Annotated in this window: 15 protein-coding genes; 5 read left to right on the top strand and 10 right to left on the bottom strand. The window is 61.9% G+C overall.

Annotated features, from left to right (window positions below; genetic code table 11):
- Nucleotides 1-43: 43 nt before the first annotated feature.
- Both serA and KKP04_RS13960 read right to left on the bottom strand, forming a co-directional pair.
- Complete coding sequence (serA, locus tag KKP04_RS13965) at nt 44-1,624, bottom strand: phosphoglycerate dehydrogenase (protein ID WP_215032839.1); 1,581 nt, start codon at nt 1,622-1,624, stop codon at nt 44-46.
- A gap of 135 nt (nt 1,625-1,759) precedes the next feature.
- Complete coding sequence (locus tag KKP04_RS13960; RefSeq protein WP_215032837.1) at nt 1,760-2,920, bottom strand: phosphoserine transaminase; 1,161 nt, start codon at nt 2,918-2,920, stop codon at nt 1,760-1,762.
- A 338-nt stretch (nt 2,921-3,258) separates the two neighbouring features.
- Between KKP04_RS13960 and KKP04_RS13955 the strand changes: the two genes are divergently transcribed.
- On the top strand, nt 3,259-3,594 hold the full coding sequence (locus KKP04_RS13955) for a PepSY domain-containing protein (protein WP_215032834.1): 336 nt from the start codon (nt 3,259-3,261) through the stop codon (nt 3,592-3,594).
- 101 nt (nt 3,595-3,695) lie between these two features.
- Here the strand turns inward: KKP04_RS13955 and KKP04_RS13950 are convergent, their stop codons facing one another.
- The 4 genes from KKP04_RS13950 to KKP04_RS13935 form a co-directional block, all read right to left on the bottom strand.
- Nucleotides 3,696-4,511, bottom strand: a complete 816-nt coding sequence (locus KKP04_RS13950) for an energy transducer TonB (protein ID WP_215032831.1) — start codon at nt 4,509-4,511, stop codon at nt 3,696-3,698.
- The gene (gene exbD / locus KKP04_RS13945; protein WP_215032828.1) at nt 4,508-4,969 is read right to left on the bottom strand and encodes a TonB system transport protein ExbD; all 462 of its coding nucleotides are present in this window, start codon (nt 4,967-4,969) and stop codon (nt 4,508-4,510) included. Before exbD ends, KKP04_RS13950 begins: the two co-directional genes overlap by 4 nt.
- 5 nt (nt 4,970-4,974) lie before the next feature.
- Nucleotides 4,975-5,928, bottom strand: coding sequence for a tonB-system energizer ExbB (exbB, locus tag KKP04_RS13940; RefSeq protein WP_251134127.1), 954 nt, complete (start codon nt 5,926-5,928; stop codon nt 4,975-4,977).
- A gap of 254 nt (nt 5,929-6,182) precedes the next feature.
- A complete protein-coding gene (locus KKP04_RS13935) occupies nt 6,183-8,288 on the bottom strand; it encodes a TonB-dependent hemoglobin/transferrin/lactoferrin family receptor (protein WP_215032825.1) in 2,106 nt (701 codons plus the stop codon).
- A gap of 374 nt (nt 8,289-8,662) precedes the next feature.
- Here KKP04_RS13935 and hutW point away from each other — a divergent pair, with 374 nt between their 5' ends.
- Nucleotides 8,663-10,705, top strand: coding sequence for a heme anaerobic degradation radical SAM methyltransferase ChuW/HutW (gene hutW / locus KKP04_RS15610; protein ID WP_251134126.1), 2,043 nt, complete (start codon nt 8,663-8,665; stop codon nt 10,703-10,705).
- Between the two features lie 55 nt (nt 10,706-10,760).
- Here the strand turns inward: hutW and KKP04_RS13920 are convergent, their stop codons facing one another.
- A complete protein-coding gene (locus KKP04_RS13920) occupies nt 10,761-12,401 on the bottom strand; it encodes an alpha-D-glucose phosphate-specific phosphoglucomutase (protein WP_215032822.1) in 1,641 nt (546 codons plus the stop codon).
- 261 nt (nt 12,402-12,662) lie between these two features.
- On the opposite strand from KKP04_RS13920, the gene cqsA reads away from it, so the two are divergent.
- Nucleotides 12,663-13,931 carry an alpha-hydroxyketone-type quorum-sensing autoinducer synthase gene (gene cqsA, locus KKP04_RS13915; protein ID WP_215032820.1) on the top strand — a complete coding sequence of 423 codons (1,269 nt, stop codon included), beginning with the start codon at nt 12,663-12,665 and terminating at the stop codon, nt 13,929-13,931.
- Here cqsA and KKP04_RS13910 read toward each other — a convergent pair.
- A complete protein-coding gene (locus tag KKP04_RS13910; RefSeq protein WP_215032818.1) occupies nt 13,889-15,301 on the bottom strand; it encodes a HAMP domain-containing sensor histidine kinase in 1,413 nt (470 codons plus the stop codon). The genes cqsA and KKP04_RS13910 overlap by 43 nt on opposite strands.
- A gap of 126 nt (nt 15,302-15,427) precedes the next feature.
- Here KKP04_RS13910 and KKP04_RS13905 point away from each other — a divergent pair, with 126 nt between their 5' ends.
- Nucleotides 15,428-16,432: a hypothetical protein gene (locus KKP04_RS13905; RefSeq protein WP_215032816.1), complete on the top strand. Its 1,005-nt coding sequence runs from the start codon at nt 15,428-15,430 to the stop codon at nt 16,430-16,432.
- Nucleotides 16,433-16,604: 172 nt separating this feature from the next.
- Here the strand turns inward: KKP04_RS13905 and KKP04_RS13900 are convergent, their stop codons facing one another.
- Nucleotides 16,605-17,474 (bottom strand): CoA ester lyase, encoded by an 870-nt coding sequence (locus KKP04_RS13900; protein WP_215032814.1) that lies wholly within the window; start codon nt 17,472-17,474, stop codon nt 16,605-16,607.
- A gap of 131 nt (nt 17,475-17,605) precedes the next feature.
- Between KKP04_RS13900 and pdxY the strand changes: the two genes are divergently transcribed.
- Nucleotides 17,606-18,466: a pyridoxal kinase gene (gene pdxY / locus KKP04_RS13895; RefSeq protein WP_215032812.1), complete on the top strand. Its 861-nt coding sequence runs from the start codon at nt 17,606-17,608 to the stop codon at nt 18,464-18,466.
- A gap of 18 nt (nt 18,467-18,484) precedes the next feature.
- Here pdxY and KKP04_RS13890 read toward each other — a convergent pair whose 3' ends face one another.
- Nucleotides 18,485-20,485, bottom strand: a complete 2,001-nt coding sequence (locus KKP04_RS13890) for a M23 family metallopeptidase (RefSeq protein WP_215032810.1) — start codon at nt 20,483-20,485, stop codon at nt 18,485-18,487.
- Nucleotides 20,486-21,358 lie beyond the last annotated feature (873 nt).

Below are 21,358 nucleotides of genomic sequence, written 5' to 3'. Positions count from 1 at the left end.
TTATGAGGTTCCCTCCCTTTATATCGGAGGGAACCTCATCGCTTCAGAAGCGCAGCCGCGCCGCGCGCACGACGTGCGGCAGGCCGAGCACCTTCTCAATCGTTCCATCGCTCACCGGCTCATCGACCGTAACGAGCGCCATCGCCTTGCCGCCCTGCGCTTCGCGGCCGAGGTTGAACGTCGCGATGTTCACGCCCTCGTTGCCGAGCAGCGTGCCGAGCGCCCCGATATGGCCCGGCTTGTCGGCGTTGACCGTGAACAGCATGTTCGGCGCGAACTCCGCGTCCATGGGGACGTGGTTGATCTGGATCACGCGCGGCTTGCCATCCGAGAACACCGTGCCGCCGATGGAGATTTCCTGCTTTTCGGTTTTCAGCGTCACGCGAACATAGGTTTCGTACGCGCCTTCCTGGCCGCGCTTCGTTTCTTCGACCTGAATGCCGCGTTCCTTTGCGACCGCCGGGCCGGAGACCATGTTGACGTGCAGGAAGTGGCGCAACACGCCGGAAATCGCCGCCGAAGTCAGCGCGCGGGTGTTCATGTCGGCGACGTCGCCCGCATATTCGAGGCGGATGAAGTTCGGCGCGGCCTCGGTGAGCTGACCGGCGAAAGAGCCGAGCAATTCGGCGAGCTTAACGAAGGGCTTCAGCTTCGGCGCTTCTTCCGCCGTGATCGACGGGAAGTTCACGGCGTTGGAAATCGCGCCCGTGAGGAGGTAGTCCGCCATCTGCTCGGCCACCTGAAGCGCGACGTTCTCCTGCGCTTCCGACGTGCTCGCACCAAGATGCGGCGTGGCGATCACTTCCGGAAGGCCGAACAGCACGTTTTCCTTCGACGGTTCCACCTCGAACACATCGAGCGCCGCGCCTGCCACGTGGCCCGCCTTGATAGCGTCGGCCAGCGCCTGCTCGACAACGAGGCCGCCGCGCGCGCAGTTGATGATGCGCACGCCCTTCTTCATGGTGGCAATGGATTGGGCGTTGATGATGTTCTTCGTCTTCTCGGTCAGCGGCGTGTGCAGCGTGATGAAGTCCGCGCGGCGGAACAGCTCTTCGAGGCTCACGCGCTCGACGCCGAGGTCGAGAGCGCGCTCTTCGGTGAGGAACGGATCGTAGGCAATGACCTTCATGCGAAGGCCCTGCGCGCGGTCGGCGACGATGGAGCCGATGTTGCCGCACCCGATGATGCCCAGCGTCTTGGACGTGACTTCGACGCCCATGAATTTCGACTTCTCCCACTTCCCGGCATGCGTGGAGCGGTCGGCTTCGGGGATCTGGCGGGCGAGAGCCATCAGCATGGAGATGGCGTGCTCCGCAGTGGTGATGGAGTTGCCGAACGGCGTGTTCATCACGATGACGCCGCGAGCGGTGGCGGCGGGCACGTCGACATTGTCGACGCCGATGCCCGCGCGGCCGACCACCTTCAGGCGGTCTGCGGCGGCGAGAACCTTCTCGGTCACTTTGGTGGCGGAGCGAATGGCAAGGCCGTCGTAATCGCCGATGATTTCGGCGAGTTGGTCCTTGTCGAGGCCGATCTTGGTGTCGACTTCGATGCCGCGATTCCTGAAGATTTCGGCGGCGGCGGGGGAAAGCTTGTCAGCGACGAGAACGCGAGGCGCAGTCATGGGTGTGTCTCCTGAAAAGTCCAGAGACAGAAACGGGGTGTCATCGCGGGATTGACCCGTCAATCCAGGTCGCGGGCTCTGGAGGTTCCGCCGCTGGATGGCCGGGTCGAGCCCGGCCATGACAGAGGATGAACCTTAAGCGGCGACCTTGGCCTTCGCGTTGGCGAAAGCCCAGTCGAGCCACGGAACAAGCGCTTCGAGGTCGGACGCCTCGACTGTCGCGCCGGCCCAGATGCGAAGCCCGGCGGGTGCGTCGCGGTAAGCGCCGATGTCGAGCGCAACGCCTTCCTTTTCGAGCGTGGACGCGATGTCCTTGGCGATTGCGGCTTGAGCCTCGGGCGTCGCGATCTCCGGATCGACGATCTTCAGGCACACGCTCGTGTTGGAGCGCGTCGTCGGCTCGGCGGCGAGAAAATCCACCCACGGCGTCTTTTCGACCCAGTCGGCGATAACCTTGAAGTTCGCGTTCGACCGCGCCTGAAGCGCTTTCAAGCCGCCAAGGCCTTCCGCCCAGTTCAGCGCATCGAGGTAATCTTCGACGCAGAGCATGGACGGCGTGTTGATCGTGGAGCCGTCGAAGATTTCGCGGTTGAGCTTGCCGCCCTTCGTCATGCGGAAGAGCTTCGGCATCGGCCACGCGGGTGTGTAGCTTTCGAGGCGTTCGACCGCGCGCGGCGAAAGGATAAGAATGCCGTGCTGCGCCTCGCCGCCGAGAACCTTCTGCCAGGAGAAGGTGACGACATCGAGTTTCGGCCAGTCGAGTTCCTGCGCGAAAGCCGCCGAAGTGGCGTCGCAGAACGTCAGGCCCTCGCGATTGTCGGGGATGAAGTCGCCGCTCGGAACGCGGACGCCGGAGGTCGTGCCGTTCCACGTGAAGACGACGTCGTTGCGGAAGTCGGCCTGACCGAGGTCGGGAAGCTCGCCGTAGGGCGCATCGAACACGCGCACGTCCTTCAGCTTGAGCTGCTTCGTGATGTCCGTGACCCAGTCCTTGCCGAAGCTCTCCCAGGCGAACACGTCGACGCCGCGTGCGCCGAGCGCGGACCACATGGCCATTTCGAACGCGCCCGTATCCGAGGCGGCGACGATGCCGATGAGGTAATCCGCAGGCACACCGAGGATCGCGCGCGTCTTGTCGATCGCGAGCTTCAGCTTGGCCTTGCCCGGCTTGGAGCGGTGCGACCGGCCCAATTCAGCGGTTTTGAGATTGTCGAGGGAATAGCCGGGGCGCTTGGCGCAGGGGCCGGAGGAGAAATGCGCGACATTGGGGCGCGCGGCAGGCTTGGTGGCCGTCATTGCGGTCTACCCTTTCAGATAGTTGCTTCCCGGTGGGGGGAAGTGTCCCGCGACGACGCATAAGCGCGCGTTTGTAGCGTGTCAACAGAAATGGGTTTGCCATTATTAACTTGAACGGCAGCGAGATGCCAAAAGCTTGGCAGGTCGCGAAACTTTTGTACGCTCGCCCTGTTCGGTTCCCTTGCGCGCCCAAGAATACAGCATTTCCCGAAGTAGCGATAGATAATGATGAAGGAATGCTTTTCTTTACGCGGCGTCTTTTGATTATGTGTGGGAGCATATCGAAATAAGTCATGCCTATTCTTTGCGTTACACCACCATCAAGGGGAAAAAGAAGAATGCGTAATCCGTTCAAAAGTGCCGCGGTTGCCTTTTCAGTTGTCACCGCAGCGGCTATGCTTGCTTCGCCCACGACCTTTGCGAAGGACGATGATTCGCGAAGCGAGATCCGCCAGGGCCTCAAGCAGGGAGACATCAAGTCTCTGTCTGAGATCCTCCTTATTTCGAAGGACAAGGTCGTCGGCGAGGTCATCGAGGCTGAGATCGACCGCAAGGGCGGCAAGTGGATCTATGAACTCGAAGTGCTCGATCCCGAGGGGCTCAAGTCCAAGGTCAAGGTTGACGCCAAGACTGGTGATGTCATGGAAGCCAGCAAGAAAGCCAAACGCGATTAAGGCCGCGAAGAACGCCGCCTAAAGCGCCGCTGAAGCAACTGACAGTGGCCGGGGGGTGTCCCGGCCACTTGGCCTGCCGCATGCTGCTTTTCGAATACTGGTCAGCGCGTGAAACGGAGCGGAACCGAAAGAGTGATCGTTCCTCGTCCCAGTTCCGCGGGGGGCGCGGGCACGGGAGAGGCGCGTCTCGCAAGTGCTACGGCCTCTCCATCGAGTTGGGAATTCCCCGAAGAGCGCGTGAGGCGGGCCCAGAGAACGCGGCCTTGCCTGTCGACGGCGAAGGCGACGGAGGCCGTGCCTATCGATGCGCCACCCGGATGGCGCTTGTGGCGGTTCAGGTGGCCGACGACCGCGCTTCGCCACGACGCCGTAGCCGCCGAGGAAGAAACGCCCGCAGAGGGCGCAGTATTGACGGCGGCATGCCTCGACCTGTTCGGGCGGGGCGCGGCCGCAGCGCGGGCGGTGGATTTCTGCCGTTGCGGTTTCTGCACTTCCGGCTTCTTTTCAACTGGCTTGTTTTCAGTCGGCTTCTCGGGTTGCGGCTCCGGCCGCGCCTGCTCGATCACAGCCTCGGCCTTCTCGAACTCGGGAAGCTTGATCTCTTCTTGCTCTTGCCTTTCTTCCGGCTTGGGCTCGCTGATTTCCTGTTCGGGCGAGGCTTCCGCGAGCGGCCCCGTCGCAACGTCGAGCGTAGGCGTATCGGGGGCTGCCACAATTGGCGAAAGCTCGACCATGACCGCGCCACCGGGATCGCTCGACGCCTGCGCTTCGGTGTCGGGCGGCGCAAGGATGGCAAGCGCCACGCTCGCATGCAGCGTTGCGACAGCCGTCGCGGCGACCGCCCAGCGCACGGCCTCGCGCCGGCGCTCGTCCGCGCCTCTCGTCGCGTCGTCGAAGCTCCAGTTCGCTGCGGTCATGGCGTAGCCCCGCCGGTTCCTGCGTCGGCGTCAGCCCGCGGCGCGGCCTCAAGTCCGACGAGCCCTATTTTCAGATAGCCCGCGATCCGAAGCAGGTTCATCGCCTCCATGAGGGAGCCGTAGTCCACGCTTTTGTCCGCGCGCACGAAAACGCGCTGCTCCGTGTCGCCCTTCGTCTTCGCGTCGAGCGCGGCCTTGATGGCCTCGCGCGGTACGGAATCGTTGCCGACGGCGATTGTGAGGTCGGCCTTCACCGTGATGAAGATCGGTTCGGCTGGCCTCGGCTTCGGTTGTGCATTCGATGCGGGAAGATCGACTGCGACATCGACCGTGGAGAGCGGCGCGGCAACCATGAAGATGATGAGCAACACCAGCATCACGTCGATAAGGGGCGTGACGTTGATTTCGTGGCTTTCCTCGACGGCGTCGCTCGGTTCGCGCTTCAAACTTCCGGCCATTGCCCTTACTCCGCTGCCGCCTTGATGCGAGGCCGCGTCATGCATCCTGCATCGAGATCGAAGCTCACGAGCCTTTCGACCGCTGCCGAAGCATCGGCGAGAAGCTGGCGGTAATCGGTAATCTGCCGCGCGAAAGCGTTATAGACGACCACGGCGGGGATTGCCGCCACGAGGCCCAACGCCGTAGCGAGAAGCGCCTCGGCGATGCCCGGCGCGACAACGGCCAGGTTCGTGGTTTGCGCTTTCGAGATGCCGATGAAGGCGTTCATGATGCCCCAGACGGTTCCGAACAACCCCACGAACGGCGCAACCGAGCCTATGGTGGCCACGATCCCGATGCCGGTCATGACGCGGCGGCTCGCCCGCGCCTCGGCGCGCGACAGTCTTGAGGCGACGCGCTCCTTGATGCCGTCCCGGCTGGCATCGCCAAGCGTTCTGGAGCGCTGAATTTCGCGAGCGGCCTCCCCGACAATCGCCGCGCCCGGCCCCTTTGTTTGCGCGACCGCCTCGGCTGCTGCATCGAGACTTTGAACAGTTTCGAGGTTCGCGATCGTCTCTCTCAGGCGGCGCTTCGCCGCCCAAAGCTCGGCCGTCTTCGCGAAGAACACCGTCCATGTGAGGAATGAGGCAAGCACCAGCGCAATCATCACCGTCTTTACGACGATATCGGCGGCCTGAAACATGCCGAGCGGAGACAGTTCGTGCGGAAGCGGCTTGTTGGTAGAGGCGTCGACGGGAGGGGGCGTTAGCGCATCGGCTTCCGGCGCCGCGATGGGAGGCTGTGCCTCGGCGAGTGGCCCGGCGTCGACCTGCGTCGCTTGCGTCTCGACCTGCGCTGCTTGCGGCTGCGTGGCTTCCCGGTCCTGAGCGGAAGCGGGTGTCCCCGCCATCAGAAGCGCTGCCGCTACAGCGATCATCACCACGGCACTCTGACGCCGCGTCGTGGCCTCCGACTGCATCTGTTCTCCCTCATGTCATGAGATATGCCTGGCGCGGCCCTGATCTTCGCAGCACTCGCCGGCTGGCTCCCGCGCGCCTCAAAGAACAATAAACCGGCAAGACAGGACAAGCAATAATAATAGTTTATAACTATTATAGGTTTAGTTCTACTTTGGCGACGCTCGGAAATACTATTTGAGGCAAGTCATTGAAAAAAAGAAGCCGGCGGACGAGCCGCCGGCTTCGTATCATGTAGAGCGCCGCTCTCGAATAGCTACCACTTCACGGTCCAGCTCACCGCGCCCTTGAAGTTGATGCCTTTCTCATACACATCGGCGGCGATGAGTTCATAGGCTTCGTCGGTGATGTTATCGACGCCGAGGTCCATCCGGAAACCCTTGAACGGCCCTTCCTTGGGCTCGATCACGGCGAACAGGTCGACAAGGTTATAGGCGTCGCGAATGCCGCCTTTCGTGAACTCGTCCGCGAAGGTGAAGCGCGTGCCGATCCGCGTCCAGTATTCCGGCAGCTTCACGCCTGCGGTCAGGATCACCTTGTCCGGCTGAAGCGCGCCGACATATTCGTCGGTATCTGCATCGCGGCCGGTCATTGTCGCCCAGGAGACGCCGCCGAAGAAGCGAGCGCTGTCATAGGTCAGCGCGATTTCCGCGCCCGAAAGGATGGCGTGGTCGGTGTTGAAGAAGCGCGTGTAGCAAGCGCCGCCGGGGATAAAGCAGCCCATGTCGGCGGGGCCGCCGACGCCAGCGCCGACGACCTCCTGATTGATATAGTCGTGGGCGTCCATGTGCCAGTACGAGCCCTTGAGCTTCACAGCGTCGCCCCTTGCCACGACGTCGGCGAATTCGAAGCCCGCACCGATTTCCCCGGTTTCCGCCGTCTGCGGCTTGAGGTCCGGATTGGGTACGAAAATGTTGCAGACGGGGCCCATGCAGAAATGGTTGCCCATGGCGTAGAGTTCATTGTAGTCCGGCGCGCGGAAGGCGCTTCCGTAGTTGCCGAACAACAGGAACCACGGCACCGGCTTGTATGCGGCCGCGATCTTCGGCGAAAACGCCTCGTCGGAGAAGTCGTCCTGCCCGCTGGCCTCCATCGAGAACGAGTCGAAGCGCGCGCTCGGGGTCAGCGTAAGCACTCCCGGAAGGGATGCAGGGCGAAGCATCTTGATTTCGGCCTGCACGAAAGTGCCGGTGTAATCGGCTTCAGCGCTCGGGATCGACGAGATGGAGTTCCCATACTGCCAGCCCACGGGAAGGCTGTCCGCACCCGCCTGCTTGTCCTTGCGGTAGTCGACGCCGTAGGTGAACGTCACCTTTGTTTGCCAGTCGGCCAACTCGAACCACGAGCGGTTGTCGGCCTTCACGCCGACCGTCTCGACGTCGCGCGTCTGATAGCGAGTGCTGCTGTAGTAGTTCTCGGTCACCTTGTTCTGCGCCCAGTAGGCGAGGAAGTTGCCGTTGAACCACTGACTGCCTTCCGGGGTATAGCTGAGTTTGCCGGAAACGGTGTCGCTCAGGATGCCGCGCTTGACGAGCGCGTTCGACGAACTGACTTCACCGTTGGACTGCGGGTTCGCCGGCGTGACGCCGTCGTCGGCGAAATGCACCCAGGTCGCGGTCGCCTTCAGGTCCGGCGTGAGCTGCGCGGAGCTTTTTGCGAGCGCGGACTTTATGTTGTCCTTGTTGCTGAGGTCGTCGCCGTTGCCAAGCTCGATCGACCCCATGCGCCGGTAGGTGAAGCTGCCGAGCGTTTCGAACTTGCCGTCTTCCGTGCGAGCGAAGCCCGTGGTCGTAAGAATCGGCTGGCCGTCCGCCGTCTGGAAGCCGACCTTGAAGCGCGCGCCCGCCGTTTCACCCGCATCGAGAAAGTCGCTCGCATCGACCGTCGTCATGGCGATGACGCCGCCGAGCGCACCTGACCCGTATAGCGACGAGTTCGGCCCCTTGACCACTTCGACGCGCTTCAGAAGATCCGGGTCGACGAAGAGGCGCCCGTCATGCCCGGACTGGAAGGTCTGGGGCACGCCGTCAAGCAGGATGAGGACGTCTTCGCCTTCAAAGCCTCGAATGTTCGGCGTCTGCCCGCTCATGCGCGCGCCGCCATCAACGAACACGCCTGGGACGTTTTTCAGCGTCTCAGCGGCTGTTGACGCCTGCGCGATCTGGATCTGATCGCGATCGACTACATCGACCTGCCCCGGATAGTCGAAGGTCGCGATCGGATTGAGTGTCGCGAAGATCGAAATCTCGTCGAGTTCGACCCGTTGCCCCGCTTCATCTTGCGAAAACGCGGACGCGGAAAGAAGAGTGGACGCGGAAAGCGCCACTGCGGCGGCATAAGCCGCCCTGCTGCCCCATAACATTTCACAACCCCAGTCAAGTGCCAAAATACCCGACGCAAGGTTGGGATAAGGTAACGGGCTGCGCAACCGAAAATATCGAGTCGAGTTCGCCTTTTTACTTGAGTGTGTCGAATATATTTAGAATATTTCGTGAGTCACCGCGTTTTTAATTATTTTAATAGTAGTTATAGGTGTGCGATTGTACGCGATGAAGATTCTGGTCAGCTAAAGTTTTAGAATTATTCGAAATACAGATTAATGTTGTTGCTACATTAATCGGCATGGTCTAGCTTTTTTACTTAAGCTGGAGCCTTGCCCGTCCTCTGTCCACCGACTGTCAAACGGGACTGTGCAATTGCGCCCCAGCGTCCGGGCACAGTTGGGGAGGGACATTCATGCAGCGCACGCCGCTCGCCGAAAAGAAGGGCCGCTCCGAGCCGTCGCGCATCGACGCGCAGCCTCCCGCAAACCATCCAGGCAGCAGTGGCGGCGGCGCTGGCCACGCAGGCGGCACGCGCGGGCATCCCGGCGGGCACCCGATGTCCGCGCCGAAGACCATCGACGCTTTCTTTGTTCCGGCCGGACGCGACCCGCTGACAGAGGCGTTTTCCGGCCGAGAATTTTCGCCGCCCTGGCGCGGCAGCGTCGCCATCGATCCCGCCGAAGCCGGAAACGCGGTCGCCCAAGCCTTCGCAACGCCGCGAGCCGAGCCCGCCGCGATCTATATCAACGTGCCTTATTGTCAGAGCCGTTGCCTGTTCTGCGGGTTCTTCCAGAACATCTGGCGACCCGAGCTATCCGATGCATTCGTGAACGATGTCGTCGCCGAAATGGAAGAAATGGCTGCGACGCCGCTGGTTTCGACCGCGCCCATCGAGTCCGTCTATCTCGGCGGCGGCACGCCGAGCGCGCTTCTTTCCGCACCGCTGGCCCGCCTCATCGCGAATGTCCGCCGCCTGCTGCCTCTCGCGCCCGGGTGCGAAATCACGGTGGAGGGACGCGCTTACGGCTTCGGCCTTGAAAAGGCGGTGGCTGCGTTCGATGCGGGCGCGAACCGCGTCTCGCTCGGCGTGCAGACCTTCGACACGGCGGTCAGGCGGCGGCTTGGGCGCAAGCTGGACGGCGCGGAAACGCTCGCTTTCCTGAACGATCTCGCCGCGCTCGACCGCGCGAGCATCGTCTGCGATCTGATGTACGGCCTGCCCGGTCAGTCGCGCGACATCTGGCGGCGCGACATCGAAACCGTCGCGTCCAGTCGCATCGATGGCGTCACTCTCTACGCCCTGAACATCTTTCGCGGCGGCCCGCTCGCGAAGTCCATCTCGGACGACAAGCTGCCTCCGGCCGCGCCGGTGGGCGAACAGGCGCAGATGTATGCCGAGGCCGCCGAATTTCTCGTAGCGGAAGGTTTCCGGCAGGTGTCGCAGTCGCATTTCGCGCGGGGCGAACGCGAGAGGAACCGCTACAACAGCGGGATCAAGCGCGGGGTGCCGTGCATCCCGTTCGGCCCCGGCGCGGGCGGCCAGGCGCACGGCGTCCGCTGGAGCAATCTTGTCAGCATCGAGGAACGCAAGGCGGCGAAGGCGGAGGGTCACGCCCCCATCGCGGGCGCATCGCGCATGCCAGCCGCCTATGCCGCGCAAGCCGCAATCACGGCGGGGCTCGAAGCCGGCGCGCTCGCCATCGCCTCGGTGGACGCCATCGCGCCCGGCTTCCAGCGCACGGCTGCGCCGCTTCTCGACAATTGGGCGGCCGCGGGGCTGGGCACGGTCGAAAACGGCGTGTTCCGCGCCACGCGGGCAGGCGCTTTCTGGATCACCAACCTGACCGGCGGACTTTACGCCGCGCTCGACGCCATTCAGCACAAAGATCACGGTAACGGAGGAAATCGCATGACCGAAACGCAAACAGCCTTTGCTTCGAAAGAGGAGGCGCTGGCGGCGCTCGCCGCGCGCCTCGAAACGAACCCGGACGGCGTCATCGAGGCACTCGCGGAGTCGCACGGCGTGAGCGTCGTGGAAGCGATGCAACTTCTGCCGCGCGTTAACTGCACCTTCGCGCCCGCTTCCGCCTTCGACGACATCATGAACGACCTCGCGGAATGGGGCGACGTGACCGTTGTGGTTCACACGAAAAATCTCGTTCTCGAGTGCCGCGGCCCGCTCCCGAAGGGTGAGTACGGGCGGGGCTTCTTCAACCTGCACGGCAAGAGCCCCATCGGCGGGCACATCAAGGCGTCGCGCTGCGCCAGTATCGCTTTCGTGCGCCGCCCGTTCATGGGCAAGGAAAGCTGTAGCGTGCAGTTCTTCGACACCGAGGGCGAAGCCATGTTCAAGGTGTTCGTCGGTCGACTGGCGGACTATTCGCTCAACCCGGAGCAGGTCGCGAAATTCGAGGCGTTGAAAGCGCGGGGCACGAAGGCCTTGGCCGACGCATAGGAAAGTACGGGTAGACGCAAGCGGTGCCGCCAAACGCATCGCTTGCGGCTTGACCTCAGGTGATTACATCCGGCTGCGCGCGCCCGGTGCGATCGCGGATCCCGGCCAGTTCATCGGCAGTTGCGATGAGGTCCGCCAGCGCCTCTTGCGTATCGAGCGCCAGACGAGCGGGGTCGGCTTCATAGCGCTCGATGTACACGCGCAGCGTCGAACCCGTCGTGCCAGTCCCGGACAGGCGGTAGACGATCCGAGCCCCGTCTTCGAAGACGATGCGCAGCCCCTGATTTTTCGAAACGCTGCCGTCCACCGGGTCCGTGTAGCTGAAGTTATCGGCCATCGCGACGCGGCGGCCGCCAATCGTGGTGCCCGTCAGGCTGACTAGCCGCGCCTCAAGCGCGCTCATCAGCGCCTGCGCCGCTGGCGTATCCACGCCCTCATAATCGTGGCGGGTGTAATAATTGCGCCCGTAGGTCGCCCAATGGTCCTTCGCGATGTCGGCTGCGCTCTCGCCGCGCGCGGCCAGGATGCTCAACCACAGCAGCACCGCCCAGATGCCGTCCTTCTCGCGCACGTGGTCGCTGCCGGTGCCCGCGCTTTCCTCGCCGCAAATCGTGATGCGCCCCGCGTCGAGCAGGTTGCCGAAGAACTTCCAGCCGGTGGGCGTCTCGTAGCAGGGCACGCCGAGCTTTGCGGCGACGCGATCTACCGCGCCGCTCGTCGGCATCGAGCGCGCCACGCCCGCAATGCCGTTGCGATAGGCCGGAGCGAGGTGGGCGTTCGCCGCGAGCATCGCGAGCGAATCCGAGGGCGAGATGAAAATGCCGCGTCCAATGATGAGATTGCGGTCGCCGTCGCCATCCGAAGCCGCGCCGAGATCGGGGGCATCGGCGCTCATCATGAGATCGAGCAATTCCTTGGCATGAACCAGATTGGGGTCCGGGTGATGGCCGCCGAAGTCGGGCAGCGGCGTGCCGTTGCGCACGGTTCCGGCGGGCGCGCCAAGCTCGCGCTCGAAAATCGCCTTGGCGTAAGGGCCGGTCACCGCGTGCATCGCATCGAACGCAAGCGTCAGCCCCGATGCAAACTTCACGCGGAGAGCCGGGAAGTCGAAAATCTCGCGCATCAGTTCGACATAATCGGCGACGGGATCGATCACATCGACCTCCGTATCGCCGACGCGGTGGGTGCCGATCTGGTTGAGGTCGATATCCGGCGTGTCGAGCGTCAGGATTTCGTCGATCGACAGCGTCGCGGCATAGATCGCGTCGGTGATCTTTTCCGGCGCGGGGCCGCCGTTCGCGGCGTTGAACTTGATGCCGAAGTCGCCGTCCGGACCGCCGGGGTTATGGCTGGCCGACAGGATCAGGCCGCCGAACGCCTTGTGCTTGCGAATGACGCACGACGCAGCGGGCGTGGAAAGGATGCCGCCCGCGCCGACCAGCAAGCGCCCGACGCCGTTGGCCGCCGCGATGCGGATGACGGTCTGGATCGCTTCCGCGTTGAAGTAGCGCCCGTCGCCACCGACCACGAGCGTTACGCCGCCGAAGCCCTCGGGCGGCCGGACCGCGTTGAGCACCGACTGGATGAAGTTCGCGAGGTAATGGCCCTCGGCGAACTCGGTCACCTTTTTGCGCAGCCCGCTCGTGCCGGGTTTCATGCCCTCGATGGGGGTGGTGGCGATACGCTGGATTTTCATGGAGGCTCCGAAGGCTCTTGTCGGCTTCTGCATAACCCGCCCCGCCATTTTTTGCCAGCCGGGATCGTGACGCGCACGACGCTGTGGCGCAGAGGCTGGGCCAGGAGTTAAGCGGTTCGATCAATTTTTATCTATCCAACTAAATTGCGCGTCAGTTGAATATATTTTGGTAGGCAACCGGAATCGCCGCATCAGGCCGAATCTCGGCCCCAGCTGACTGCTATTGTTCCTTGTCTGCAACACTTAACAAGGAACGTACAGATGAATGAGCATTTCAATCTCTCCCGCCAAGCACGGGTTGCGTCGGATCCTAAGTTCTTGTTCGACCGGGTCGAACGCTACTACCGTCAGCGGATCGAGGAGGCCTATAGAGGCAGGCATCCGATGAAGGGCCTGATCCCTGGCCGCTCTGCTATCAAGTTGCGCAGCAACGACTACCTGTGCGTCGCGGCCGATCGGCGCGTGATCGAAGCGGAAGTCCGCGCATTACAAGCCGCCGGTCACGGCGACTCCGTATCGCGAACCTACGTCCATCACGAGGCGGACGGCCTCAATGCCTTCGAACAGCGCGTGGCGCGCCTTATGGGTGCAGAAGCCGCGGTTCTGGCCAACTCGGGCTATTGCGCCAATGTTGGTCTGATCCAGGCAATCTGCCAACCCGAGACGCCCGTGTTTCTCGACATGAAGGCGCACTTGTCGCTGTGGGAAGGCGTGAAGAGCGCGGGCGCCAAGCCGACGCCCTTCCGCCACAACGATGCAGAGCACCTGGATCGTTTGATCAGCAAGGTCGGTCCCGGCGTGATCGTGATCGATGCCCTTTACAGCATCGACGGCAACATCGCCGCTCTCGAAGACTTCGTTGATGTCGCCGAGCGGCGCGGCTGCGCGCTGGTCGTCGACGAGACGCACTCCTTCGGCACGCACGGGCCGAACGGTGCGGGTCTTGTCGCGGCACGCGGTCTCAGCGATCGCGTGCATTTCCGAACCGTAGGCCTGTCCAAGGCGGTGGCGAGCCGCGGCGGTCTGGTCGTCTGCTCGCAGCGCAATGCCGAGTTCCTGCGCTACGAATCGCTGCCGGTGATCTTCAGCACACAGGTTCTGGCGCACGAGGTCGCGGGGTACAATGCTGCCCTCGACATTTTCGCCAACGAACCCTCGCGGCAGCATGTCCTGCACAGCAACCATCGCTATCTTGTCGATGGCCTCGACAGTCTGGGCTACAACGTCGATCTGTCCAGATCGCAGATCATCGCCCTGGAAGCGGGGGAGATACTCCAGACGATCGACCTGCGCGATGCTTTGGAGAAACGCGATGTGTTCGGTGCGATCTTCCTGCCGCCGGCCACGCCCACGAAGCGGTGCCTCATCCGCTTCACGGTGAATTGCGGCCTGACCAAAGACGAGCTTGATCGCGTGTTGGCTGTATGCGCGGAGATCAGGGACGAAGTCGGTCTGGCATCGTGGCCGTCGACACGGCGCCGGGGCCGTCAGGCACGCGGGGCCGGCCAATCTGTTGCGCTTGCGGCATGACCGGAGCTTGACAAACTGGACGCGGCACCCGCCGCGTCCAGCGTCTTCGCCTCGACGATGGGGAGCCTGATTTCGAAGGTCGTGCCCCTGCCGGGCTCGGACGAGCAAGAGATGCTGCCGTCGAAACCTTCGATGATACGGCGGCAGAAGGACAGACCGATACCGGTACCGCCGGTTTCCGCGTGGCCGGTTACAAACGGTACGAAAATATACGGGATCATCGATGGCTCGAAGCCGCGGCCCGTGTCGCTGATCGAGAGCAAGTGACCGACCGGCGTCGTTCTGGCTTCTATGGAGATCTGCCCTTCTGCCATGGCGACGGCGCGCAGTGCGTTTTTCACGAGATTGAAAATGACGTGAACCATGAGCACCTCGATACCCCGATAGGTGAAGTTTTCGTCGACGCGAACCGTGATCAGCTCGCGTTCGCCGGGGCGGAACTGAAAGCGGTTGATCGCCTCGTCGATGGTGCCGGCAATGGCATATAACTTCATTCGCTCCTGGGAATAGCTCTCCTGGCGGAGGTTGGTGAGAAGCATGTCGATGACGAGGTTCGCGGCGACGGCGTGTTTGTCGACACGTTCCAGGGCACCGGTCAGCGCAGCCAATTCACGGTCGCTCATGCTGTCGTGGCAGCCGCGTTCCCGCGCCCACTGATTGACCGCGCCGAGTCTTTTGAGATGGTCGCTGGTTCTGTTGGCGTCGAGCCTTATGCCGAGAAGAGGCGTGCGCATCTCATGCGCGATACTGCTCGCAAGGGCGCGGGCTGCCACGAGCTTGTCACGCGCAACCAGTCGCTCGCTGTGCGAGAGGAAAACAACCCCGCACAGGATGAAGCCGTAAACAGGAAGGACGACCAGATACTCTGTCGGAACATCGACGGTCCCGGACAGAAGCCAATAGCCGATCAACCCGATCAGCGCCCCCAGAAGCGAGACAAACACGCCGTTGGCGAGGTCATAGAGCAGAAACGTGAACAGGATGATGACGGTCACCGACATCAACCAGACGCTGTTGACACCGTTCATGAGCAGCATCAGCGTAAAGAACACCGGTCCAATGAACAGAAGCGCCCAATAACAATAGGTCAGGTAATACGATATGAGCAGCCGGGGCCAATGGGGCCGGAGGGCAATGGGCAGGCAAAGCACGCATCCCGCCAGCCTCAGTTCCAGGTTCTCATAAGGTTGCGGAAAAACATATGCCCAGATCACATAATACAATGGGAAAGTAATGATGGCGAGCATCCCGGCCGCAGGCAGCTTGTACGCTGCGACGGCGTGGTGCTCGACATAGGCACCGCGAAGACGGCGCACGAGATAACGCAACCGGGCGAGCAAGGGTTGCCCCTTCGGGCGTTGGGTCTTCATGCCAGGTCGCACGACTACAAACTTTCACTTGCGCGATATCATAAGCGGTAATTATAAAGTTTTTCGCCCTACCAACCCGGAATGCCTAACATGCGCGTTCGGCATCCGAGGACCAGGATCGGACTTATGAGCTCCCTGCTTCCGCTCTACCACCCGACGACATGTCTCGTCATCGACGATGACCGGCTCTATCTCGAAAGCTTCGATTACAATTATGCCAACGTCACGCTGTGTGCAACCGAGCATCGCCCGGAACAAGCCATCGAGCGCCTCCTGAAGGACGCGGAGCGGACAGGCTTGACAATCGAAGAAGCCAATCGCGCTCCGGTTGACGATGGAGAGGCCGCCGATCCTTTCATCCGGCTGCCGATTTCGCGCATTGCCGCAATGGCGCGCGATCCCGCCCGCTTTTCACGCATTTCCGTGGTCGTCGTCGATTTTGCCATGCCGAGCATGACCGGCGTCGAGTTTCTCAAGAAGATCAAGCACCTGCCGGTCAAGAAGGTGCTGCTCACCGGTAAGACCGGGGATTCGACGGCCGTCGCCGCTTTCAACGAGGGTTTGCTCAACCTTTTTCTGGTGAAGCATGACCCGGACCTCCCCGACAAGTTGAGGCGGGTCATTCGGGAACTACAGTACGGCTACTTCAAGGACATCACCGCGCCGCTGGAACCAATCGCGAAGCTTGAGGATACAGCGTTTCTCGACGATCCCCAGATCGCGATTTGGTACCACAAGCTCGCCGAGCGGATCGGCGCTGTAGAGCACTATCTCCTGATGTCTCCGCCTGGGCTCATGCTGGTTGACGAGGTGGGACAGGTCACCATCGCATGGATCAACAATCAGGATCGGATGCGCGCCCAGCTTGAGATTGCAATCGACGTCGACGCTCCCGCAGAACTTGTGAGCCGGTTGCGCGCGGGCAATATAATACTCGCGTGCCCGACGCCGACAGGGTTCTACGAAGATCAGCATCTAGCCGATTGGCAGAAATATGCTTTGCCGTGCGAGACTATCGGGGGAACTACACTCTGGAAAGTGGCGATCCAGAGGGATCCGGCACTTAGCCTGTCGGCCGTCTCGTTGAGACAATACCGCTGGTCGCAGGACAGACACGTCTCCGAAACTTAGTGCAGCCCGCGAACTTGCATTTCAGCGCGGAGCCTCGAAAATCCAGAGGCGCCGCGCTGTGTCGGCACTTCTACAGCGTCGTGCCGCAGATCAGACGCGGCACAACGCTGTAAATTTCTGTTGTCGATCTGCTTCTCTGCGTCAAATCGGGTCCGGTTTAACGCAGGCTGATCTAATGCTTTGGCCGCGCGATGGCCTCGGCCATGGCGAGCGTCTGTCGCGCGATGTCGGCATGGAGCCGCTCGACCATGCGCCCGTCGAGGCTGATCGCGCCTTTGCCCTGATTTTCGGGCAGGTCGAAAGCCTCCACGATCTTCGTTGCGGCGGCGATTTCCTCGGCCGACGGCGAGAACACCTCATTGCAGGTGGCGAGCTGATTCGGGTGGATAAGCGTCTTGCCATCCATGCCGAGCGCGCGGCCCTGCACGCATTCCGCGCGGAAGCCTTCTTCGTCCTTGATCGAATTATAAACGCCGTCCACCACCGCGATGCCGTAGGCGCGTGCGGCAGCGACCGTCAGCGACAGCCACGCGATAAGCGGTAGACGATCCGCGCCGGGCTGCACGCGTGTGGCTTTCACGAGGTCGTTGGTGCCGAGCACGAAGCAGGTCAGCGGCAGCTCGTTAGAGGCGGCGGCCTGCGCGATTTCCTTCAGGTTGAAGATGGCGAGCGGCGTCTCGATCATTGCCCAGAGCGAAATCCCCGTGCCGTTCGGCGCGCGCTTGCGAGCAAGATCAAGATCCGCGGCGGTCTCGACCTTCGGCAGCAGGATCGCATCGGGCATCGCTTCGAGCGCCGCCGCGAAATCCGCCTCGCCGTAGGGTGTCGAGAAGCCGTTTACCCGGATGACGATCTTGTGCGCGCCGTAGCCGCCCGCCTTCACCGCCTCGCAAACCTGATTGCGGGCGAGTTCCTTCGCGTCGGGCGCGACCGCGTCCTCAAGGTCGAGAATGAGTGCGTCGGCGGGCAGAGTCTTTGCCTTTTCGAGCGCGCGAGCGTTCGAGCCGGGCATGTAGAGGACGCTGCGGCGAGGCTTTATCATCGGCTATTCTCCTTCGGATATGACTCAACTTTGCATTGGACTGGCAAGCGCATTGCCGTCATCGGCGAAAATTTTCCGAGCCAAGGCGGCGCATTCCGCGTAAGACTGTCCAAAAAGAGCGCGCGGTCCATATGGCGAAAGTTCTATCGATCTCGTCCCAGGTGGTTTACGGGCATGTCGGGAATTCCGCGACGGCCTTCGTCATGCAACGCATGGGGCATGGTGTCCTTCCCTTGCCGACGATTCTGCTCTCGAACCGGCCCGGATACAAGGCGCTGGCTGGCGAGCCCATCGCTGTTGAAAAGCTCGACGCTCTGCTCCGCGCGGCGGAGGAAAACGGCTGGCTTTCACAAATCGACGGCGTGCTGACCGGCTACATTCCAACGCCGTCGCATGCGGAGCTTTGTCGGGACTGGATCGCGAAGATCAAGGCGGCAAATCCGGCGGCGCTTTATCTGTGCGACCCCATCATGGGTGACCTGCCGCACGGCCTCTATGTCAGCGAAGGAACCGCCGAGGCGGTGCGCGATGTGCTTCTGCCTGTAGCTGACGCCGTGACGCCGAACGTCTTCGAACTCGGATGGCTGACAAGGCGCGCCATTGCGAGTCCGGCGAGCGCGATAGCGGCGGCTCTGGCGCTCGCGCGGCCGACTGTCGTCGTGACGTCGGCCCCGGCAGCAAAAGCCGATGCGCTTGCCAACATCCTCGTAAAAGGCCGCGAAGTCTTCGCCACGGTGTCTCCAAGGCGCGCGCTTGCGGCGCACGGCACGGGCGACGTGCTCGCGGCGCTCCTGCTGTCCTACAAGCTGAACGGCTTCGTGGCGAGCGCCGCGCTTCGCGCTGCCACCGCCGCCATCGATGCCATCACGGAAAAGAGCGAGGGGCGGACCGAACTCGCCTTGATCGAAACGCAAGCGGCATGGGCGGCGGCCGATCCGTTACTTGCGCCGCTCGCGGCGCTGCCGGGCATCGACGACGGCGAAGCTATATAGCGCCAAAGCGCCTGTTGCCTAACGTTCGACTGTGGCGACGCGCGTCTTCACCGGCGGGCGGCGCATCAGCTCATCGATGCGGGCCCGTTCCTTGCGGAAATCGGCGAGCAGGCGCCCCTGAAGTTGGCGCGCCTTCGGAATCTTGATCGAAAGCGGATTGGTGAAGCGGTTGTTGATCAGCACCTCGTAATGGAGATGCGGCCCCGTCGACATTCCGGTGTTGCCGAGATAGCCGATCACCTGCCCCTGCCGGACCTTGACGCCCGTCGCGACACCCTGGGCGAAACGCAGCATGTGAGCGTAGGCGGTCTTGTAGCCGTTGGCGTGGCGGATGCGCACATAATTACCGTAGGCGCCGTTGCGTCCCGCCGTCTCGATCACGCCGTTACCGGCGGCGTAGATCGGCGTTCCGATCGGCCCCGCCCAGTCGACGCCCGAATGAAGACGAAGCGTATGCAGCAGCGGGTGCTTGCGCCATCCGAAGCCGGATGTCAGACGGGCGCCGCGAATGGGCGTGCGCATGAGAAACTTCTTCGAATTCGATCCCCGGTCGTCAAAATAGTCGACGCCATCGGAAGTGCGGAAGCGATAATAGCCGTGCGTTTCGCCGCCGATGGTGACGGAGGCGTAAAACAGTTCGTCGGGCCGTTCCACGCCGTTTTCGTCCTGCACCAGGTCGAAAAACAGCTCGAAACTGTCGCCGGCCTTCACGCGCTGCTTGAAGTCGACATCATAGGAATGGACCTTGATGAACTTCATGAGAAAGTCGTGCGGGATTTCCTGCGATTGCGCCGCGCGATATGCGCTGAGGTAGACGGTCGCCCTGTCGCCGACAGTCTCTTCCGCCTTGTGTTCAGGCTTCAGGTGTTTTTCGCTCCGGGAAAAGCCGCCCTCACCGTCGCGCATGACGGTGACGCTTGTCCCTTGATAGGCCACGGTGATCTTGCCGACGTCGACGCCGCCTTCCTCCGATGCCGAGGGCGTCAGGCCGAGCCGAACCTCCTCGCCCGCACGAAGTTTCTTCGATTTCGTGACGGCGGCGACAGCGGAGGAAACCTGCCCGGCCTGCATGAAATCGACGCCGACACCTCTGATCACCGAATCCAGCGTTTCGTAGCCCTTCGCGATGATGGAGCGCCTGTCGTATCCTTCGTCCGCGCTTTCTTCCTCTTCGACCCGCTTCACGAGAACGGTCGTGTGGGGTTCCGGAGCGGCATACGCCATCTCGGGCTCGGCAGTCCGCTTGCTCTCCTGCGGCGCCGGTCCGTCCAGACCGACTTCGCTTTCGGTATAGACGGCATCCGTTTCCGCGACGAGACGCTCAATTTCTTCGTCGGACAGTTCCACATGATCTTCGCGAGGCAGGAAGCCGCCGGGCACGTCGATGAACCGCACCGAGACGCGTGGATCCGTGCTGAGTTCGCCGCCGGACTGGTCCTTGCGAGCGATCGGTGTATTATTTTCATAGAGCGTGGCGGGATTGAACGCCGGAACATCCACATCTTCGACCGGCTTTTCGGTGGCGAGCGTTGCGACGAGCTTCACATAAGGCTTCGTCGAGAGGTATTCGCCGGTCCCCCGTCGCTGAACCACCTGCTCATAGATGAGATTCCGTGTGGTGAGGCCCTTCGAGGAAAGGACGAGGCGATCCGTCTTGAGACCGATGGCGACAGGCGTTTCTGCGCCGATCAGGCTCGCCGCTCTGGGCCGCATCGCGTCGACGCTCGCCCTGCGGAACGCGCCGAACAAGCCTTTGCCGGCCTCGCCCTCACCGACATTCATTGACGTATAGATAACGACGCCAATGATCGCGAGGCCGGAGACCGCAACAATAACCGTTGAAATGAACCACTTGAGCTGCGTGACGACGCGGCGCGGCCCGAGTTCGCTGAGATAGATTGCGGGCGCCTGTTTTCGACCGGCGTCTCGACCGAATTTGGAAACGCCACGCGTCTGCTGCACGCGCACGAGATCCGTGCCGCGCCGCCGGGCCTCTCCTCGGTCACCACGATCGAGCAAGCTCAGTCTCCATTCCCTCGTCCGGCCTTATGCTAGCGCCCGTGTTTGGGCGAAGATGCGGCGGTCATCGCAAGGGATGAAGCCGATTTTGTGAAAAGCCGCATTCTTGATGTGGTTGAAGAACGGACGATGACACGAACGCACATTTTATCCAGAATTTTTCCCCAATTGAGGAAAGTTGTCGTTTTTTACGTTGCGTTCACATTTTTGGGGTTTATATAAGGCCATCGGAACGCGGCGGCGACGCCTCGCTCGATCGATGCCAGAAAAAGTTGGGCATTCGTGCTTGACATTCGGTTGGCGGTGTTTAAATAACGTCTTCCGCGATTGGTCGGGTTCCGACGGATCGCAGCATCTCCAGAAAAGGTGGCGGTTTGAACCGGTTGCAAAATCGGCGAAAATCTTTTTCGGCTTTTCCAGTGATGCATCTCGCCGGTTTCCGTCGGGTTGTTTTTTGAGAAGAAAGCGCTTGACGGGGTTAGCTGGCGGGGTTAGGTAGCGTTCTCTGCGGTTTTGAGGTATTCGATGCTGCGGTTACTTCGGGGTTACTTTGAATTTTGGGTTAGTCTTCTTTGATTGGCTCTGGTTTGATTTTCCTGAAGGGGCTGAGGATCGGGGTTCAAGAAAAAAGATCTTGACAACGATTTGAGGTTTGGTTATAAAGGTTGCTCTGAGGCATTGCCGGGATGGCGAGGCTGACGGGTTTCCACCCTGGTTGAGGGTTTGATTGGTCTGAGAGGATCGATTGCTTTCGCGGGGTTCGAGATTTGGGCTTATGGCCTTTGACCGGGACTTATGTTTCGGGTTCTTTGACAAGTTGGACATTAGAGGAAAGAGAAACGTGGACGGCGGAACTCTGGCGCTCTGGCGGTA

The sequence above is a fragment of the Rhodomicrobium sp. Az07 genome, assembly GCF_018619475.1.
GTDB lineage: Bacteria > Pseudomonadota > Alphaproteobacteria > Rhizobiales > Rhodomicrobiaceae > Rhodomicrobium.
Note: the sequence above shows the minus strand (reverse complement) of the source record. Positions and strands in the feature narration are given on the sequence as shown.

Bases quoted from the DNA above. Each gene is read 5' to 3' on its own strand.
- serA (WP_215032839.1), bottom strand. From the start codon at position 1,624: ATGACTGCGCCTCGCGTTCTCGTCGCTGACAAGCTTTCCCCCGCCGCC.
- pdxY (WP_215032812.1), top strand. From the start codon at position 17,606: ATGGCGAAAGTTCTATCGATCTCGTCCCAGGTGGTTTACGGGCATGTC.
- KKP04_RS13950 (WP_215032831.1), bottom strand. From the start codon at position 4,511: ATGACCGCAGCGAACTGGAGCTTCGACGACGCGACGAGAGGCGCGGAC.
- exbD (WP_215032828.1), bottom strand. From the start codon at position 4,969: ATGGCCGGAAGTTTGAAGCGCGAACCGAGCGACGCCGTCGAGGAAAGC.
- KKP04_RS13920 (WP_215032822.1), bottom strand. From the start codon at position 12,401: ATGAAAATCCAGCGTATCGCCACCACCCCCATCGAGGGCATGAAACCC.
- cqsA (WP_215032820.1), top strand. From the start codon at position 12,663: ATGAATGAGCATTTCAATCTCTCCCGCCAAGCACGGGTTGCGTCGGAT.
- KKP04_RS13910 (WP_215032818.1), bottom strand. From the start codon at position 15,301: ATGAAGACCCAACGCCCGAAGGGGCAACCCTTGCTCGCCCGGTTGCGT.
- KKP04_RS13935 (WP_215032825.1), bottom strand. From the start codon at position 8,288: ATGTTATGGGGCAGCAGGGCGGCTTATGCCGCCGCAGTGGCGCTTTCC.
- KKP04_RS13900 (WP_215032814.1), bottom strand. From the start codon at position 17,474: ATGATAAAGCCTCGCCGCAGCGTCCTCTACATGCCCGGCTCGAACGCT.
- KKP04_RS13960 (WP_215032837.1), bottom strand. From the start codon at position 2,920: ATGACGGCCACCAAGCCTGCCGCGCGCCCCAATGTCGCGCATTTCTCC.
- exbB (WP_251134127.1), bottom strand. From the start codon at position 5,928: ATGCAGTCGGAGGCCACGACGCGGCGTCAGAGTGCCGTGGTGATGATC.
- KKP04_RS13905 (WP_215032816.1), top strand. From the start codon at position 15,428: ATGAGCTCCCTGCTTCCGCTCTACCACCCGACGACATGTCTCGTCATC.
- KKP04_RS13955 (WP_215032834.1), top strand. From the start codon at position 3,259: ATGCGTAATCCGTTCAAAAGTGCCGCGGTTGCCTTTTCAGTTGTCACC.
- hutW (WP_251134126.1), top strand. From the start codon at position 8,663: ATGCAGCGCACGCCGCTCGCCGAAAAGAAGGGCCGCTCCGAGCCGTCG.